At 63.0% G+C, this 15,699-nt stretch carries 18 protein-coding genes; 14 read left to right on the top strand and 4 right to left on the bottom strand.

Annotated elements, in window-relative coordinates:
* Window positions 1–42 precede the first annotated feature (42 nt).
* From J0663_RS22045 to J0663_RS22035, 3 genes are all read right to left on the bottom strand, one after another.
* Window positions 43–837 carry a helix-turn-helix domain-containing protein gene (locus tag J0663_RS22045; RefSeq protein WP_207242457.1) on the bottom strand — a complete coding sequence of 265 codons (795 nt, stop codon included), beginning with the start codon at window positions 835–837 and terminating at the stop codon, window positions 43–45.
* Window positions 837–1,202: a nuclear transport factor 2 family protein gene (locus J0663_RS22040; protein ID WP_207242456.1), complete on the bottom strand. Its 366-nt coding sequence runs from the start codon at window positions 1,200–1,202 to the stop codon at window positions 837–839. The genes J0663_RS22045 and J0663_RS22040 overlap by 1 nt, the downstream gene beginning before the upstream one ends.
* Before the next feature lie 106 nt (window positions 1,203–1,308).
* Window positions 1,309–2,094: a TSUP family transporter gene (locus tag J0663_RS22035; protein WP_207242455.1), complete on the bottom strand. Its 786-nt coding sequence runs from the start codon at window positions 2,092–2,094 to the stop codon at window positions 1,309–1,311.
* A gap of 99 nt (window positions 2,095–2,193) precedes the next feature.
* Here J0663_RS22035 and J0663_RS22030 point away from each other — a divergent pair, with 99 nt between their 5' ends.
* The 8 genes from J0663_RS22030 to J0663_RS21995 all read left to right on the top strand — a co-directional run bounded on the left by J0663_RS22030 (window position 2,194) and on the right by J0663_RS21995 (window position 8,890).
* The gene (locus tag J0663_RS22030) at window positions 2,194–2,613 is read left to right on the top strand and encodes a cobalamin biosynthesis protein (protein WP_246590332.1); all 420 of its coding nucleotides are present in this window, start codon (window positions 2,194–2,196) and stop codon (window positions 2,611–2,613) included.
* A gap of 70 nt (window positions 2,614–2,683) precedes the next feature.
* Window positions 2,684–3,634 (top strand): nucleoside hydrolase, encoded by a 951-nt coding sequence (locus tag J0663_RS22025; RefSeq protein ID WP_207242453.1) that lies wholly within the window; start codon window positions 2,684–2,686, stop codon window positions 3,632–3,634.
* 276 nt (window positions 3,635–3,910) lie between these two features.
* Window positions 3,911–4,750, top strand: a complete 840-nt coding sequence (cobA, locus tag J0663_RS22020; RefSeq protein WP_207242452.1) for a uroporphyrinogen-III C-methyltransferase — start codon at window positions 3,911–3,913, stop codon at window positions 4,748–4,750.
* Window positions 4,747–6,054 (top strand): cobyrinic acid a,c-diamide synthase CobB, encoded by a 1,308-nt coding sequence (locus J0663_RS22015; RefSeq protein ID WP_207242451.1) that lies wholly within the window; start codon window positions 4,747–4,749, stop codon window positions 6,052–6,054. Before cobA ends, J0663_RS22015 begins: the two co-directional genes overlap by 4 nt.
* Window positions 6,051–7,052, top strand: a complete 1,002-nt coding sequence (gene cobD / locus J0663_RS22010; protein WP_207242450.1) for a threonine-phosphate decarboxylase CobD — start codon at window positions 6,051–6,053, stop codon at window positions 7,050–7,052. Before J0663_RS22015 ends, cobD begins: the two co-directional genes overlap by 4 nt.
* A complete protein-coding gene (gene cbiB / locus J0663_RS22005; protein WP_207242449.1) occupies window positions 7,049–8,029 on the top strand; it encodes an adenosylcobinamide-phosphate synthase CbiB in 981 nt (326 codons plus the stop codon). The genes cobD and cbiB overlap by 4 nt, the downstream gene beginning before the upstream one ends.
* A gap of 81 nt (window positions 8,030–8,110) precedes the next feature.
* Window positions 8,111–8,311, top strand: a complete 201-nt coding sequence (locus J0663_RS22000) for an ECs_2282 family putative zinc-binding protein (RefSeq protein WP_207242448.1) — start codon at window positions 8,111–8,113, stop codon at window positions 8,309–8,311.
* 150 nt (window positions 8,312–8,461) lie between these two features.
* On the top strand, window positions 8,462–8,890 hold the full coding sequence (locus J0663_RS21995) for a L,D-transpeptidase (protein WP_207242447.1): 429 nt from the start codon (window positions 8,462–8,464) through the stop codon (window positions 8,888–8,890).
* Window positions 8,891–8,986: 96 nt separating this feature from the next.
* Here the strand turns inward: J0663_RS21995 and J0663_RS21990 are convergent, their stop codons facing one another.
* The gene (locus J0663_RS21990) at window positions 8,987–9,706 is read right to left on the bottom strand and encodes a Crp/Fnr family transcriptional regulator (protein ID WP_207242446.1); all 720 of its coding nucleotides are present in this window, start codon (window positions 9,704–9,706) and stop codon (window positions 8,987–8,989) included.
* Between the two features lie 374 nt (window positions 9,707–10,080).
* Here J0663_RS21990 and J0663_RS21985 point away from each other — a divergent pair, with 374 nt between their 5' ends.
* The 6 genes from J0663_RS21985 to J0663_RS21960 all read left to right on the top strand — a co-directional run bounded on the left by J0663_RS21985 (window position 10,081) and on the right by J0663_RS21960 (window position 15,565).
* On the top strand, window positions 10,081–10,359 hold the full coding sequence (locus tag J0663_RS21985; RefSeq protein ID WP_003540486.1) for an acyl carrier protein: 279 nt from the start codon (window positions 10,081–10,083) through the stop codon (window positions 10,357–10,359).
* Window positions 10,360–10,555: 196 nt separating this feature from the next.
* On the top strand, window positions 10,556–11,038 hold the full coding sequence (locus tag J0663_RS21980; protein WP_207242445.1) for a 3-hydroxyacyl-ACP dehydratase FabZ family protein: 483 nt from the start codon (window positions 10,556–10,558) through the stop codon (window positions 11,036–11,038).
* Entirely contained in the window at window positions 11,035–12,240 is a 1,206-nt protein-coding gene (locus J0663_RS21975; RefSeq protein ID WP_207242444.1) for a beta-ketoacyl-ACP synthase, read from the top strand. The genes J0663_RS21980 and J0663_RS21975 overlap by 4 nt, the downstream gene beginning before the upstream one ends.
* A gap of 10 nt (window positions 12,241–12,250) precedes the next feature.
* Window positions 12,251–13,537 (top strand): beta-ketoacyl-ACP synthase, encoded by a 1,287-nt coding sequence (locus J0663_RS21970; RefSeq protein ID WP_207242443.1) that lies wholly within the window; start codon window positions 12,251–12,253, stop codon window positions 13,535–13,537.
* A 57-nt stretch (window positions 13,538–13,594) separates the two neighbouring features.
* A complete protein-coding gene (locus tag J0663_RS21965) occupies window positions 13,595–14,623 on the top strand; it encodes a zinc-binding dehydrogenase (RefSeq protein ID WP_207242442.1) in 1,029 nt (342 codons plus the stop codon).
* Between the two features lie 6 nt (window positions 14,624–14,629).
* Window positions 14,630–15,565, top strand: coding sequence for a lipid A biosynthesis lauroyl acyltransferase (locus J0663_RS21960; RefSeq protein ID WP_207242441.1), 936 nt, complete (start codon window positions 14,630–14,632; stop codon window positions 15,563–15,565).
* The last annotated feature ends 134 nt before the right edge of the window (window positions 15,566–15,699 follow it).

The following is a 15,699-nucleotide window of genomic DNA, read 5'->3' as shown; positions in this document are numbered from 1 at the left end:
CGGCGGTTTTGCGTCCGGAATTGCGTGTATACAAAGAGATCGTCAGTTGACGGCGAGGCTGCGCAGGATGGCGGCCGTTTCCTGATCGGCCGGAAAGAAGGATTCGACGGTCAGTTCAGACAGGGTGATATCAACAGGCGTGCCGAAGACGGTTGTTGTCGAGATGAAGGAGAGCAGGCCGGCTTTCGTCGACAGTTTCAGCGGGACGACGATGCCGGCATGGTCTGCATGGACCTCGCTTGCCGCTTCGGGCGCGGAGTAGGAGAGCAGATCCTTCAACAGCTTTTCCAGCTCCGGGTCGCCCGAGACCGATATCTGCAGGCGCAGCCGGTCGAGAAGATGGGCGCGCCATTCCGGGAGATTGGTGATCCCAGGTGCAAGGCCCCGCGGATGCAGGCTGAGGTGCAGCACGTTGACGGGCGGTTCCAGCAGCGATGCATCGGCAACGGCTTCGAGCAGGGGCGTGATAGCGGCGTTGGCGGCAATGAGCGTCCAGTGACGGTCGATGGCGATGGCCGGGAAGGGTTCGTGGCCTTTCAACACCATGTCGATGGCGCGCCGCGCCGGTTCGAGGGCGGGATCGTCCAGCTTGCGTTCGGCAAAGACCGGGGCGAAACCCGCGGCCAGCAGCAGCGGGTTCCGGTCGCGAAGTGGTACGCCGAGACGTTCGGCCAGATGCAGCAGCATCTCGCGGCTCGGGGTCGAGCGCCCGCTCTCGATGAAGCTCAGGTGCCGTTGAGAGATATCGGCTTCGAGCGCGAGATCCAGCTGGCTCATGCGGCGGCGCTTTCGCCATTCGCGCAGGTGATCTCCGAGAGAGCGGACGATCGGGGTCATCAGGCGGCTTTCGGCAGTTGGTCGATGAAGCCACGGACGGATTTCAGTCTGCCGTCTTCGAGTTCGGCGAAATCCGTGCCCTTGATCAGCGCTTCGCCATTTTCAGGGCCAAGGCCCCAGGAGAAGCGTAGGTTGTCGCCGTAGCCATCGGCCGTGCCGATCAGTTCGAAGCGGAAGCCGGGGAAACGACCCTGGACGGCTTCGACCAGCGAGTTGATTTGCTCATGGCCTTGCCCGCGCATCAGCGGATCGACATAGGTCGCCGCTTCAGCCCAGCTTTCGGCGATGAGGGTGCGGCGGCGCGCTGCATCCGTCTCGTTCCAGATGGCGAGGTAGCGCTCGGCGGTCGTCGTTGCGTCGTTCATTGGGTCATCTCCTTTTTTTTGATCGCCGGTCAATTCCAGGCAGGGCGATCATGGGCGAAGGCGGTGCACCCTATCAATTACGCCAGAGGTAATGAAAGGCGATTGGCTAGAGTCCGATCCAGACCCGCAGCGGATTTGCCGGGTCGGCGAGCAGCTTCACCGCGAGGGCGATACAGACGATGACGAGCAGCGGCTTGATAAGCTTTGCGCCGATGCGCATAGCGAGCCGTGAGCCGAGCTGGGCGCCGAGAAACTGGCAGACGCCCATCAGCAGGCCGATCTTCCAAAGGATCGCGCCGAAACTTGCGAAGACGATCAACGCGCCGAGGTTCGAGCCGAAATTGAGAAGCTTGGTATGCGCGGTGGCCTTCAGCACGCCGAATCCGGCGAGTGTGACGAAGCCGAGCATGAAGAACGAGCCGGTGCCGGGGCCGAAGACGCCGTCGTAAAAGCCGATGGCCGGCACCAGCGTCAGGCCGAAGGCGAAAGGCGTGATGAGTCGGTGTTTGTCGAGGTCGTTAAGGTTCGGCTTGACGGCAAAGAAGATCGCGATCGCCAGCAGCAGCACCGGCATGATCGCCTGTAGCACATCTCCGGGCACGATCGTTGCGAGTGCGGCGCCGATCGCCCCGCCCATGACGGCCATCAGGGCCGTCGGCAGTTGCTCCTGAAGCTGCACATGGCCCTTTCGGGCATAGGCAAGCGTTGCCGAGGCGGCGCCGAAGATCGACTGCACCTTGTTGGTGCCGAGCGTCTGCAGCGGCGGTATACCTGCGATCAGCATCGCGGGAACCGTGATCAGGCCGCCGCCGCCGGCAATTGCATCAACGAAACCGGCGAAGAAGGCAGCCGCGCAGAGCAGCAGAAGCAGATGGAGGGCAATGTCAGGCAAGATGCTATTCCAGAAGGGCTTTCAGCCGGCCTTGTTGCATTTCCGTCTCCAAGCTGCAATGGCTGCGAGGACACAGCAAGGGCGCATTCGACGGCTTCCATGGACGACACTTCCTGCGATACGGCGAGACGCCATGTGCTGGGGCTCGGCTGCGAGCGCGGGACGCCGGTCGCCGAGGTGCAGGCGCTGGCCATCGCCGCCTTGGACATGGCCGGTATCGGTGCGGAGGAGCTCGCTGCCATTGCTTCCATCGACAGCCGCCGGCAGGAAGCGGCAATCCTAGCGGTCGCCAGGCATTTTGCCGTGCCGGCGGTATTCTTCGACGCGCCGCGGCTGGAGCGGGAAACGCCGCGGCTCAAAAATCCGTCGGCCATCGTTTTTGCTCGCGTTGGCTGCCATGGCGTTGCGGAATCCGCAGCACTTGCGGCGATCGGCGACGATGCCGAGCTGGTGCTCGGCAAGATCAAATCGGCGCATGCGACGGCGGCAGTGGCCCGCGGCGGGTTGCAGAAAGCCTGATGGTCGCTATGGTGACGGCAATTCGCGGCGCCAACCGGCAGCCTCGCGATTCACATTTAGAGGATATATCATGCACAAGGTCATTTATGACACTGACCCGGGCGTTGACGACGCCATGGCACTTCTCTTCCTGCATCGCCATCCTGAAATAGATCTGGTTGGCATCACTACGGTTTTCGGCAATGCATCGGTCGAGACGACGACGCGCAATGCGCTCTTCCTCAAGCGTGAATGGAATATTCCGGCACCCGTTGCCAAGGGCGCCAGCGTCACCATCGATCCCGCGCGGGCGGAGCGGGAATGGCCGGCCATGGTGCATGGCGACAACGGTCTCGGTGATATCGAGGTGCCTCACACGATCGATCTGCCGCTCGATCCACGTCCGGCGCACCGCTTCATCATCGATACCGTGCGGGCCAATCCCGGGGAAGTGCGGCTGGTGGCGGTCGGCCGGATGACCAACCTGGCGCTGGCACTGAAGGAAGATCCGGACATTGCGAGCCTCGTCAAGGACGTCGTCATCATGGGCGGCAATTTCTATGTGCCGGGCAATGTCTCGCCGGTCGCGGAAGCCAATATTCACGGCGATCCCGAAGCTGCCGATATCGTCATGACCGCGCCTTGGAAAGTGGCCGTCATCGGCCTCGACGTCACCTCGATCACCACGATGAGCCGCAGCTATCTCGGCGCAATGGCGGCCGAGGGTGATGGGGCGGTGAAGCTGCTCGACGCGCTGTCGCAGTCCTACATCGATTTCTACAAGCATGCGGTCGAGGACGGTATGATGGTGCATGACAGCTGTGCTGCGGTCTATGTCGTGGCGCCTGACCTTTTCGAGACAATCACCGGCACGCTGCGCGTCGTTTGCGGCGGCATTGCCGATGGCCAGACGGTCGTCAAGCCGAACGGCCGTCATTTCCCGCCCGGCGACTGGGATGGCCTGCCGAGTCAGGTCGTCTGCACCGGCATCGAGTCGGAAAAGGTACTAGAGCTGATCCGCGACACACTGCTTCGCGCCTGATCGCACGGAGGCCGGCTGCGTCGCGGCCGGCCTCAGCAGACTACGCGACGCGGAAGGGGCCCGAGCATGACGACAGAGGAATTGGCCGAGTTTTCAGCAGTCGGTGCCGCGGCTGGTCGTTTTGGGCAATATTATAATATATTCATATTGTTGCGCCACTTTCCTGCGAGATCGAATCCGCCTGTTCCCAAAGTGAATCATCTTGATTTCAGCAACTTCAAGTGAGGTGCCATGGGCGGCGTTGACCTTGGCCCTTGGTGAGCCTAGATCAACAAAATGCTGAATAGCGCATTCTCACATTTGCCGGCGCTGGAGCCGGGCAGCGTCTGGCTGGTCGGCGCCGGTCCGGGCGATCCGGGCCTGCTGACGTTGCTTGCTGCCAAGGGGCTCGCCGAGGCCGATGTAATCGTGCATGACGCGCTTGTTAATGAGGACTGTCTGAAGCTCGCGCATCCCGGCGCCGAGCTGGAATATGCCGGGAAACGCGGCGGCAAGCCATCTGCCAAGCAGCGAGATATTTCGTTGCGCCTGGTGGAATTGGCGCGCGGCGGCAAGCGGGTGCTGCGGCTGAAGGGGGGCGATCCCTTCGTCTTCGGGCGCGGCGGCGAGGAGGCGCTGGCGCTGGTCGAACACAATATCCCGTTCCGTATCGTGCCGGGCATCACCGCCGGTATCGGCGGGCTTGCCTATGCCGGGATTCCGGTGACGCACCGCGAGATCAATCATGCGGTGACGTTTCTCACCGGCCATGATTCCTCCGGCATCGTGCCCGACAGGATCGACTGGGAAGCGATCGGCAAGGGTTCGCCCGTGATCGTCATGTACATGGCGATGAAGCACATCGCCCAGATCAGTGCCAACCTCATTGCTTCGGGCCGCTCGCCGTCCGAGCCCGTAGCTTTCGTCTGCAATGCAGCGACCGGCGCGCAGCAGGTGCTGGAGACGACGCTTGGGCAGGCGACCGAGGCTGTCAACGCCTCCGGGGTCGAGCCGCCGGCGGTGGTCGTCGTCGGCGAGGTGGTGCGGCTCCGAGCCTCGCTCGATTGGCTCGGCGCTCTCGCCGGACGACGGCTGCAGCCCGATCCGTTCCGCCAGTCCGGCCAGGTGCTGGCATGAGCGGCCTCCTGATTGCAGCTCCTTCCTCCGGTGCCGGCAAGACGACGGTGACGCTCGGGCTGCTCAGGGCCCTGCGTCGGCGCGGTGTCGCGGTCGCGCCCGGCAAGGCCGGCCCCGACTACATCGATCCCGCCTTTCATGCGGCGGCGAGCGGCACGCTCTGCCTCAATTTCGATCCCTGGGCGATGCGCCCGGAGCTGATTTCGGCCAATGCCACCCTTCACCGCTCCGGCGACCGCATTCTTGTCATCGAGGCGATGATGGGGCTCTTCGACGGGGCAGCCGATGGAAGGGGGACGGCGGCCGATCTCGCTGCCCAGCTCGGCCTTTCCGTCGTGCTTGTTGTCGATGCCTCGCGCATGTCGCAGTCGGTGGCGCCGCTGGTGGCGGGATTTGCCGGCTTCCGCGCCGATGTCCGCGTCGCCGGCGTCATCCTCAACAAGGTCGGCAGCGATCGGCACGAGGCGATGCTGCGCCGGGCGCTCGAGGCCATTCGCATGCCCGTCATCGCGGTGATCGGCAGCGACAAGGCGCTTTCGCTGCCGGAGCGCCATCTCGGACTGGTCCAGGCCGGCGAACATGCGAGGCTTGACGATTTCATCGACCACGCGGCGGCGGCCGTCTCCGAGGAATGCAATTTCGAGTTCCTGCTGCGCATCGCCAGGCAAGGGCTTAACCGGCCATCGGCCGCCAATATCGACCGCCTGCTGCCGCTCGGCAGCCGCATCGCCGTGGCGCGCGACGTCGCCTTCGCCTTTTGCTACGAGCATATGCTGCTCGGCTGGCGCCGGCGTGGTGCGGCGATCTCCTTCTTCTCACCGCTCGCAGACGAACGGCCTGCGGCCGACGCCGACGCGATCTATCTGCCTGGAGGTTATCCCGAGCTTCACGCCGGGCGGCTCGCCGAGGCGCAGAATTTCCGCGCCGGCATGCTCGACGCGGCAGCGCGTAGCATCCGGATCTACGGCGAGTGCGGCGGCTACATGGCGCTGGGCGAGGGGTTGATCGACGCGGCGGGCGAGCGCCATGAAATGCTGGGCCTGCTGCCCGTCGTCACCAGCTATGCCGAGCGCCGGCGCCATCTCGGCTATCGCCTTGTCACGCCGCTCGACAGCGCGATCTTTCAACGACGGATGACCGCGCATGAATTTCACTATTCCACTTTGGTGGCCGAAGGCGAGGGCGACCGGCTGTTTCAAGTGCAGGACGCGCTCGGAACCGATCTCGGTCCTGCAGGGCTGAGGCGTGGCCAGGTGGCGGGATCCTATATGCATTTGATCGATCTTGCCGGAGCGGCCGCATGAGCGCGCCGATCGTCCATGGCGGCGGCATCACCGCCGCTGCCGCCGCATTCGGCGGCAGGCCGGAAGACTGGCTCGACCTTTCCACCGGCATCAATCCCTGTCCCGTCACCCTGCCTGAAATCCCGGCATGGGCCTGGCACCGCCTGCCGGATAGACATCTGGTTGATGCGGCGCGGCTTGCAGCGCGCGATCACTACGGCAGCGGGACTATCCTGCCGCTGCCGGTGCCCGGAACACAATCGGCGATACAGCTTTTGCCGCGGCTCGCGCTCTCCGGCAGGCGAATCGCCGTGGTGGCGCCGACCTATGGTGAATATGCGCGCGCTTTCGCCTCGGCCGGTTTTGCCGTCGACACGGTGGGCGATATCGCCGCCATCGGCGCCGAGCACTGCCTTGCCGTCGTCGTCAACCCGAACAATCCGGATGGGCGGACATGGCCGGCCGAAGCGCTGGTGGCGCTACATGACAGCATGAAGGCGGTTGGCGGGTTGCTGGTCGTCGATGAGGCGTTCGGGGGAAAGGATCCGGCACTGAGCCTTGCTGCCCGCGCACATGCACTTTCCAACCTCGTAGTGTTCCGCTCCTTCGGCAAGTTTTTCGGGCTTGCAGGCCTGCGGCTCGGTTTTGTGATTGCCGGGGACGATATTTTGGGGCGTTTGGAGGAATGGCTTGGCCCCTGGGCGGTCTCCGGCCCGGCATTGTCGCTTGCCGCCTCGCTGCTGCGCTCGGACCTATCCGCCGTCCGCCGCCATATCGATGAACGCAATGCCGGCCTGCAGGCTGTGCTGACCGGCGTCGGATTAGGGAGCATCGGTGGAACGGCGCTGTTCACCCTCGTCGCCGATGCCAGGGCGAGCGACATTTACACGCATCTCTGCCGACATCATATTCTCGTCCGCAAGTTCGATTATGCGCCGGATTGGCTGCGTTTCGGGTTGACGCCCGGTCCTGCGGCGGACCGGCGGCTTGGCGAAGCCCTTCAGAGATTTGAGCGATGACGATCGACCAAAACTTTCTCGTGCTGCTTCTGGCGTTGCTGCTCGACCGGATCGTCGGCGATCCGCAGTGGTTGTGGTCGCGGGTGCCGCATCCCGTCGCCATGTTCGGCGCGGCGATCTCCTATGCCGACCAGCAGCTCAACCCCGCAAGTCTGACGCGCTCCCAACGCCGGATGAACGGCGTCGCTGCGATCGTGATGCTGCTTCTTCTGGCGGCGGCTGCCGGCTTTGTGTTCAGCCGGTTCTTCGCGCTGTTCGGTCTTGCAGGCATTCTCTTGGAAACCGGGCTTGTGGCGATCTTCCTGGCACAGAAAAGTCTTGCCGATCATGTCGCCGCCGTCGCCGCCGCGCTTCGTGGCGAGGGGCTTATCGGCGGACGGGCGGCGGTCTCGCGCATCGTCGGGCGCGATCCCGAGACTTTGGACGAACCGGCCGTATGCCGCGCGGCGATCGAAAGCCTCGCCGAGAATTTCTCCGACGGTGTCGTGGCGCCGGCGCTCTGGTATGGCGTCTTCGGCCTGCCGGGACTGCTGGTCTACAAGATGCTGAACACCGCGGATTCGATGATCGGTCACAGGTCGGAAAAATACATCGACTTCGGCTGGGCGGCGGCTCGGCTCGACGATATTGCCAACTGGCCGGCCGCTCGCCTCTCCATCCTGCTGATCGCCGCCGGCGCCTGGATCAGGCGCGGCGCCAATGCCAGCCGAGAAGCGGTTCGGGTGGCGATGCGCGATGGCGGCCTGCACCGCTCGCCGAATTCCGGCCGGCCGGAAGCGGCAATGGCCGGTGCGCTCAATGTCCAGCTAGCCGGTCCCCGGGTCTATGGCGGCGTCATCGTGGCCGAGCCCATGATCAACAACCCCGGCCGCGATATGGCCACCGCGGCAGACATCGAGGACGGCGTCTTGGTATTCTATGCCAGTTGCATGGTGCTTACGGGCATCGTCTTCGGGCTGTTCCTGTGTTTTCTATAGGGCGCCCATGCCGCGGTGGACATGGCCGGCGCAAAGGTTTATGCGAACCGCCTCACATCTTATCAGACCGGAAGCAGAGCGATGACAGTTCAGGTTGAATTACCGTGCCCGAAGTGCAAGAGCACCAAGATGAAATTCGAGCGCCCGGAGATCCGGGAGACCGACCTCATCACCTGTGCTGCCTGCGGCCATAATCTCGGCACGATGGCCTCGATCCGCGAGAAGATGAACAAGGCCTATCAACGGTTGAAGCAACCGTCGGCAACCCGCAAGCTGCAGTAGGCGGACGCCGCGTCAACCTGTGGCGCCTGGTGCCCGGCTTGTTCTGTTAGAATTGTGATTACCATTCGGGTTAAAGTTATAGAATAAGTATTGCCTTAGTCTCTTCTCAGAGGGCGCAGTTCATCTGTGCGAGAGAGAAGAGGGGCTATCATGAAGACGATTTTGGCGGCCGCGGCCGCGTGTTTATTGCTGCAGTTTTCGCCTGTTGCCGCCGAAGCGGCCACGCTTGTTGCCAATATCAGCATCGGTAAGCAGACGATGACCGTCACCGAGAACGGTTTCGTCAAGTATCGCTGGAAGGTTTCGACCGCGCGCAATGGTTATGTCACGCCGACCGGTTCGTGGAGCGCCAAATGGCTGTCACGCGATCACCGCTCGCGCAAGTACGACAACGCGCCGATGCCCTACGCCGTATTTTTCAACGGCGGTTATGCCGTTCACGCCACCTTCGATCTGAAGCGTCTCGGCACGCCGGCCTCGCATGGCTGCGTTCGCCTGCATCCTGACAATGCCGCCGAGTTCTTTTCGCTGGCGCGGCAGGCCGGTCTTGCCAATACCCGCGTCGTCATCACGCGCTGATCTGGGATTAGCACCTGAATCCGAATTCGACGTCAGATCTCCATTACGCGCTGATCTCGGATCAGCGCCTGAATTCGAATTCGACGTCAGATTTCATTACGCGCTGATCCGCTCCAGTTCATCCATGTCGGGAACGACAATATGCCTGGAGTTCTCCATCAGGATGACACCCCGCTTGCGCAACCTGGTCATCTGCCGGCTGACGGTTTCGATCGTCAGCCCGAGAAAATCGGCGAGCTCGGCGCGCGACAGCGGCAGATCGAAGGCGGTGCTGACGGCCGTCTGCGGTTCGGCATGGGTGGCAATGAGGTAAAGCAGGCTTGCGACCTTCTCTTCCGCCGTGCGCCGGCCGAGCGTCAGCATCCATTCGCGTGCTGCGTCGAGTTCTCTCAGCGCCTGATCGTGCAGCCTGCGCTGCAGTTCCGGTGTTTCCGATATCATGCGGTCGAGCAGATTTCGGGGGAATACGCAGATTTCGGCATCGGTCGCAGCCTCGGCCGACAGCGTGCTTTCGCGCACAAAAGGCCTGCCGACGAATTCGGGGGCGAATTGCAGGCCGACGATCTGCTGGCGCCCGTCCGGCATCACCTTGCAGAGCTTCACCACTCCACGCATGATGTTCGAATAGAAAGAGCTTTCCGCGCCCTGAGCGATGATCTCGCAGCCGGCATCGACCTTGCGGCGCAGCGAGTGGCGGTTGAGTTCCTTCAACTGGTCGTTCGACAAGGCGCCGCAGACGACGCCGTGCCGCGCCTGGCAGGAACGGCAGGCGAGGGGAACGACGGCCGCGAAAACCTCACTGCTTGCGACATCCATGTCCTGGTTCCTTCAACATGCCAAGGCCTTCCCGACCGATTGCGCGACAATCGCGGTTGCCGCGATTCCGGCGCGGCTTGATGATTATCAAATGGCTGCGACGACGATTTGATTCAGATCAAAGTTCATCAATGTTCGAGGTGCTCCCGCTGCGCGGCGGTGTTCGCCGGCTTGATTCGGGCGGCTCTTCACCTCGGCGGCGGAACGCTCCTTCGGCCTCGGGGCCCGTGCCGCGCTTCCCAGAGGCCGGTTTCGATTGCTGTTTAGGCAACACCCGGCCGGCAAATCGCCCTGAGGCTGGGACGAAAGCATTGGCTTTTGAAATGGATTTGCCTATGAGGGGGTTTAAATCGTCATTTCATGAGGTACAGCGCGTGACCGCTACATTCGATAAAGTTGCCGACATTATTGCAGAAACCAGCGAGATCGATCGCGCCACGATCACGCCGGAGAGCCATACGATCGACGACCTCGGTATCGACAGCCTCGATTTCCTCGACATCGTCTTTGCGATCGACAAGGAATTCGGCATCAAGATCCCCCTCGAAAAGTGGACGCAGGAAGTCAACGAGGGCAAGGTTTCCACCGAAGAATATTTCGTGCTGAAAAACCTTTGCGCCAAGATCGACGAGCTCAAAGCCGCCAAGGCCTGAGCGACATATCAATCTTTTTGAACGCCCTGCCGCCCTGACTATGGCGGCCGGGCGGTTTCGTTCCTAACTAGTGCACGCCGTCCAAAAGTGTGCAGCGGTTTTGGGATAACGGCAGGCACAAAAGCAAAGACCTGAAGTGCGAGGCGCTTCGGGCGTCACCGGCGGGCGGTTCTGGCCAGCCGGCCGGAGGATCCGAATGCTGCTGGAATATTTCCAGATGATTGACCGCGTCGAAGCGGTGGACCTGAAGAAGGGGACGCTGACGGCGCGGTCCGTCGTGCCGGCCAAGAGCCCCGTTTTCGAGGGCCATTTTCCTGGCATGCCGCTGGTTCCCGGCGTGCTTCTGATCGAGACCATGGCGCAGGCCTCCGGCATGCTGGTGCTTGCCGCCACCGATTTTGCCGCCATGCCGTTCCTGATGTCGGTCGACGGCGCCAAGATGCGCACCTTCGTCGAGCCGGAAGCCGTGCTCGACATCGAGGCGGTGCTGGAGCATGACGGTTCGGGTTTCGCGGTCACCAAGGCCAAGATCACCAGCGGCGGCAAGAAGGTCTGCGATGCGCAGCTGAAACTGCGCACCATGCCCTTCAGCGAGGTTCCGCTCGGCGATATCGTGAAAAAACGCGCCGGCGAGGTCGGGCTTCTCGAAGCGATCGCAGCGCAGGGAGTGGTTGGATGAGCAAGGCTGCAAACGACGTCGTCATTTCAGGCGTCGGCATCGTCACCTGTCAGGGCGTCGGCAAGGAAGCGCATATCGCGCTGCTTTCGGCAGAAAGCACACCGAAAGCGATCGTCGAGACCGAGAAATTCAAACCCTATCCGGTGCATCCGCTGCCCGAGATCGACTGGTCGCAGCAGATCGCCAAGCGCGGCGACCAGCGCCAGATGGAAAACTGGCAGCGCATCGGCGTCTTTGCCGCGGGTCTCGCGCTCGATGATGCCGGCTTCAAGGACAATATCGAAGCTTGCGGCACGATGGATATGATCGTGGCGGCCGGCGGCGGCGAGCGCGACATCAACGTCGATACGCTGATCGTCGACGAGGGCCTGAAGCGCAACGACCGCGAACTGCTCTTGAACGAGAAGCTCACGACGGAGCTGAGGCCGACGCTTTTCCTGGCGCAGCTTTCCAACCTGCTGGCCGGCAACATATCGATCGTTCACAAGGTCACCGGCTCCTCGCGCACCTTCATGGGCGAGGAAGCATCGGGCGTTTCCGCAGTCGAGACGGCCTTCTGGCGCATCCGCTCCGGCGAATCCACCCATGCGCTCGTTGGCGGCGCCTTCGCTGCCGAACGGCCCGACATGATCTTACTCACAGAGGCAATCGGTGCGCACACGCGCGGCGAATGGGCGCCGCTCTGGTCGCGCTCGGACCTCGAAGGCGGCGGCATGATCACCGGTTCGGCCGGCGCCTTCCTGGTGCTGGAATCGCGCAAGCATGCGGAAGAGCGGGGCGCGCATATCTATGCGACGATCAGTGCCGTCGAAGGCGATCGCGGCAACCGCGCCGCCGGCAATTTCGAAGTACGGCTGGAACGGCTATTGAAGCCAGCCGCCGACCTGTCGCCGGAGAGCACGGCGATCTTTTCCGGCTCGACCGGCATGCACGAGATCGCTGCCCGCGAAAAGGCAGTGCTGGAGCATCAGCTTCCGGGTGCGGCGATCCGCGGCTTCGGCGGCGTTTCCGGTCACACGATCGAAGCGCAGTTCCCGCTAGGGCTGGCGCTCGCAGCCCTTGCCATCGATGCCAAGGCCAAGGTCCCGCCCTTCGACGCCGCCCATGAGGCGCCGATGAAGGCAGGCACGAAAGCGGCCGTCGTAACGACCGTCGGACACCAGCGCGGCGAGGGCGTCGCCGTTCTTTCGGCAGAGGCGTGAGGAGAGAGATATGACAGCTTCCGCTTACAAGGATCATCTCGGCCGGCCGATTGTCGCAGTGACCGGCATGGGCATCATCACTTCGCTCGGCCAGGGACTGAAGGACAATTGGGCGGCCCTTTCCTCCGGCACCTCCGGCATCCACGTGATCAACCGTTTCCCGACCGAAGGTCTGTCGACGCGGATCGCCGGAACCGTCGATTTCATTGAGATTCCGGTACCGAACGCCGTCGAACGCTCCTACGCCTTTGCGCGCGAGACGACCATCGAGGCGCTTGCCGATGCCGGCATCTCCGGCGATTTCAATGGCCCGCTGTTCCTCGCCGCGCCGCCGATCGAGCCGGAATGGAGCGCACGCTTCGAACTTGCAGATCGCTCGCCGGCTGCCGACCATCCGGGCGACGCTTATGAGCGCTTCCTGACGGCGTTGCGCCAGCGGCCGGACCCCGCCTTCCACGAGGCGGCCTTGTTCGGCGCGATTTCCGAACGTCTTGCCGACCGGTTCGGCACGCGAGGCCTTCCCGTCACGCTGTCGACGGCCTGCGCCTCCGGCGTCACCGCAATCCAGCTCGGTATCGAGGCGATCCGCCAAGGCCGTACCGAGCGTGCGCTGACAGTTGCGACCGACGGTTCGCTGAGTGCGGAAGCGCTGATCCGCTTCTCGCTGCTTTCGGCCCTTTCGACGCAGAACGATCCGCCGACCAAGGCCTCCAAGCCGTTCAGCAAGGATCGCGACGGCTTCGTCATTGCCGAGGGTGCGGCGACGCTGGTGCTGGAATCTCTGGAATCGGCGGTTGCCCGCGGCGCCAAGGTGCTGGGCATCATGAAGGGCGCCGGCGACAAGGCCGACAGCTTCCACCGTACCCGCTCGTCACCCGATGGCGGCCCTGCGATCGCAACGATCCGGGCGGCCCTTGCCGATGCCGGTATGAGCGAGGACGATATCGGCTATATCAACGCCCATGGCACGTCGACACCTGAAAACGACAAGATGGAATATGGCTCCATGTCCGCCGTCTTCGGCGAGAAGCTGGTTCGCATTCCTGTCTCGTCCAACAAGTCGATGATCGGCCATACGCTGACGGCGGCCGGTGCGGTCGAAGCGGTGTTCTCGCTGCAGACGATGCTGACCGGCACGCTGCCGCCGACGATCAACTACAACAATCCCGATCCGTCGATCGTGCTCGACGTCGTGCCGAACAAGAAGCGGGAAGCCGAGGTTTCGGCCGTGCTTTCCAACTCTTTCGGCTTCGGCGGGCAGAATGCCAGCCTTGTCATGGCGCTCGAACCGGCTTAAGCGGTTCCCGACAATTTTTAAGACAAGACGAACGCCTTCGAGGCGAGGGATTTTGCCATGCGCGCTTTGCAACTGATCGACGACCGCAAGCTTGAGATCACCGATCTGCCGGAACCGGACGCGCCTGCTGCGGGCGAGGTGACGCTGCGCGTCAAGGCGGTCGCGCTCAACCATATCGACGTCTGGGGCTGGCGCGGCATGGCCTTTGCCAAGCGCAAGATGCCGCTCGTCATCGGCGCGGAAGCCTCCGGCGTCGTCGAGGCGATCGGGCCAGGCGTCGCCAACGTGCTGCCTGGCCAGCTGGTCTCGATCTATGGCGCGCGCACCTGCGGCCTCTGCCGTCCATGTCGCGAAGGCCGCGACAATCTCTGCGAACACGTCTCCGGCGTGCACGGTTTCCATCTCGATGGCTTCGCGCAGGAGAAGGTGAACCTGCCGGCGCGTCTCCTGGTTCCCGCGCCTCCCGGTGTCGATGCGATCGGCGCGGCACTTGCGCCTGTGACCTTCGGCACGGTCGAGCACATGCTGTTCGACAATGCCAAACTCGAGCCCGGCGAAACCATCCTCGTCCATGCCGGCGGCTCCGGCATCGGCACAGCGGCGATCCAGCTCGCCAAGAAGATAGGCTGCACTGTTATCACCACCGTCGGTTCCGACGACAAGATCGAGAAGGCCAAGGCGCTCGGCGCCGATCACGTCATTAACTACCGGTCCGACCGTTTTGAAGGCGTGGTGCGCAAGCTTACCAAGAAGAAGGGCGTCGACGTCGTCTTCGAACATGTCGGCAAGGATACCTGGGCGGGTTCGATGCTCTGCATGAAGCGTGGCGGGCGTCTCGTCACCTGCGGTTCGACCTCGGGCGTTTCCACCGAGATGAACCTTATGATGCTGTTCCAGCAGCAATTGAAGCTGCTCGGCTCCTTCGGCTGCCGCATGGAGAACATGGCGGATGCGATGCAGAAGATGGGCCGCGGGCTCGTTCATCCCGTCATCGACACCGAGGTCGGCTTCGACGATATCGACCGGGCGCTGGAACGGATGGAATCGCGCCAGATCTTCGGCAAGATCATTCTGAAGATGGATTGACCCCACGTGAAGCTGTTCATCACCCGGATCGTTCTGGCGCTCAGGAATTTCCAGCAATGGCTGGTGGCGCAGGCGATGTTCGGCTTCCTCAACGTGCTGAAGCTGTTTCCGGCTGATGGCGCGATTCGTTTCGCCGACCGCATAATGCGCCGCCTCGGCCGGCGGACCCGCCGCCACAGGCTGATGCTCGTCAATTTGCGCAATGCGTTCCCTGAAAAGAGCGATGCCGAGATCGAGGAGATCGCGCTCGGCAGCTGGGGCAATATGGGCCGACTCGCGGCCGAATATGTTTTCCTAGACCAGCTGTTCGACTACGATCCCGAACGGCCGGAGCCGGGCAGGGTGGAGGTATCGGGTATCCCGATCTTCCTGGACCTGCGGGACAATCCGCGCCCCTTCATCGTGTTTACCGGCCACACCGCCAATTTCGAGCTGCTGCCGGTGGCGGGCGCTGCCTTCGGGCTCACTGTTACCGTGCTCTTCCGGCCGCCGAACAATCCCTATGTCGCCAAGAAAGTGTTCGACTTCCGCAGCGCCCGCATGGGCAAGCTGGTGCCCTCGCATGCCGGCTCCTCCTTCGCGCTTGCGCGCCAGCTGGAAGCGGGTCAGGGCGTGGGCGTGCTCGTCGACCAGAAGTTCGGCAAGGGGCTGAAGGGCACCTTTTTCGGGCGCGAGGTGAAGACCAATCCGCTGCTGCCGAAGCTGGTGCGCCAGTTCGATTGCGAGGTCTATCCGGCACGCTGCATCCGCCTGCCGGGGAATCGCTACCGGCTTGAAATCGAACCGCGGATGGAGATGCCGCGCGACGCCAAGGGCAATCTCGACCTGTCGGCGGCTGCCCAATTGCTCAACGACAAGGTGGAGAGCTGGGTGCGGGAATATCCGGAACAGTGGCTGTGGTATCACGACCGCTGGCAAATCAAGAAAAGGCTCGCGCCTTGAAAAGGAAACCCTGATTTATCAGCGGTGAAAAGCGGCAGGTGCTCTCGGATTGAAACCGAATACACTTCATGTTACCGGTTACCACCAGGACGCGAATAAAGTCTACCGCAGGGCGCATTTCTGAGAGATGCCGC

Source organism: Rhizobium lentis, assembly GCF_017352135.1.
GTDB classification, from domain to species: Bacteria; Pseudomonadota; Alphaproteobacteria; order Rhizobiales; family Rhizobiaceae; genus Rhizobium; species Rhizobium lentis.
This window is presented reverse-complemented; position numbering and strand designations above follow the sequence as displayed.

What these genes read in the sequence shown, in the direction of transcription:
- J0663_RS22045 (WP_207242457.1), bottom strand. Translation starts at nt 837, where the DNA reads ATGACCCCGATCGTCCGCTCTCTCGGAGATCACCTGCGCGAATGGCGA.
- J0663_RS22040 (WP_207242456.1), bottom strand. Translation starts at nt 1,202, where the DNA reads ATGAACGACGCAACGACGACCGCCGAGCGCTACCTCGCCATCTGGAAC.
- J0663_RS22030 (WP_246590332.1), top strand. Translation starts at nt 2,194, where the DNA reads ATGGACGACACTTCCTGCGATACGGCGAGACGCCATGTGCTGGGGCTC.
- J0663_RS22025 (WP_207242453.1), top strand. Translation starts at nt 2,684, where the DNA reads ATGCACAAGGTCATTTATGACACTGACCCGGGCGTTGACGACGCCATG.
- cobA (WP_207242452.1), top strand. Translation starts at nt 3,911, where the DNA reads ATGCTGAATAGCGCATTCTCACATTTGCCGGCGCTGGAGCCGGGCAGC.
- J0663_RS22015 (WP_207242451.1), top strand. Translation starts at nt 4,747, where the DNA reads ATGAGCGGCCTCCTGATTGCAGCTCCTTCCTCCGGTGCCGGCAAGACG.
- cobD (WP_207242450.1), top strand. Translation starts at nt 6,051, where the DNA reads ATGAGCGCGCCGATCGTCCATGGCGGCGGCATCACCGCCGCTGCCGCC.
- cbiB (WP_207242449.1), top strand. Translation starts at nt 7,049, where the DNA reads ATGACGATCGACCAAAACTTTCTCGTGCTGCTTCTGGCGTTGCTGCTC.
- J0663_RS22000 (WP_207242448.1), top strand. Translation starts at nt 8,111, where the DNA reads ATGACAGTTCAGGTTGAATTACCGTGCCCGAAGTGCAAGAGCACCAAG.
- J0663_RS21995 (WP_207242447.1), top strand. Translation starts at nt 8,462, where the DNA reads ATGAAGACGATTTTGGCGGCCGCGGCCGCGTGTTTATTGCTGCAGTTT.
- J0663_RS21990 (WP_207242446.1), bottom strand. Translation starts at nt 9,706, where the DNA reads ATGGATGTCGCAAGCAGTGAGGTTTTCGCGGCCGTCGTTCCCCTCGCC.
- J0663_RS21980 (WP_207242445.1), top strand. Translation starts at nt 10,556, where the DNA reads ATGCTGCTGGAATATTTCCAGATGATTGACCGCGTCGAAGCGGTGGAC.
- J0663_RS21975 (WP_207242444.1), top strand. Translation starts at nt 11,035, where the DNA reads ATGAGCAAGGCTGCAAACGACGTCGTCATTTCAGGCGTCGGCATCGTC.
- J0663_RS21970 (WP_207242443.1), top strand. Translation starts at nt 12,251, where the DNA reads ATGACAGCTTCCGCTTACAAGGATCATCTCGGCCGGCCGATTGTCGCA.
- J0663_RS21965 (WP_207242442.1), top strand. Translation starts at nt 13,595, where the DNA reads ATGCGCGCTTTGCAACTGATCGACGACCGCAAGCTTGAGATCACCGAT.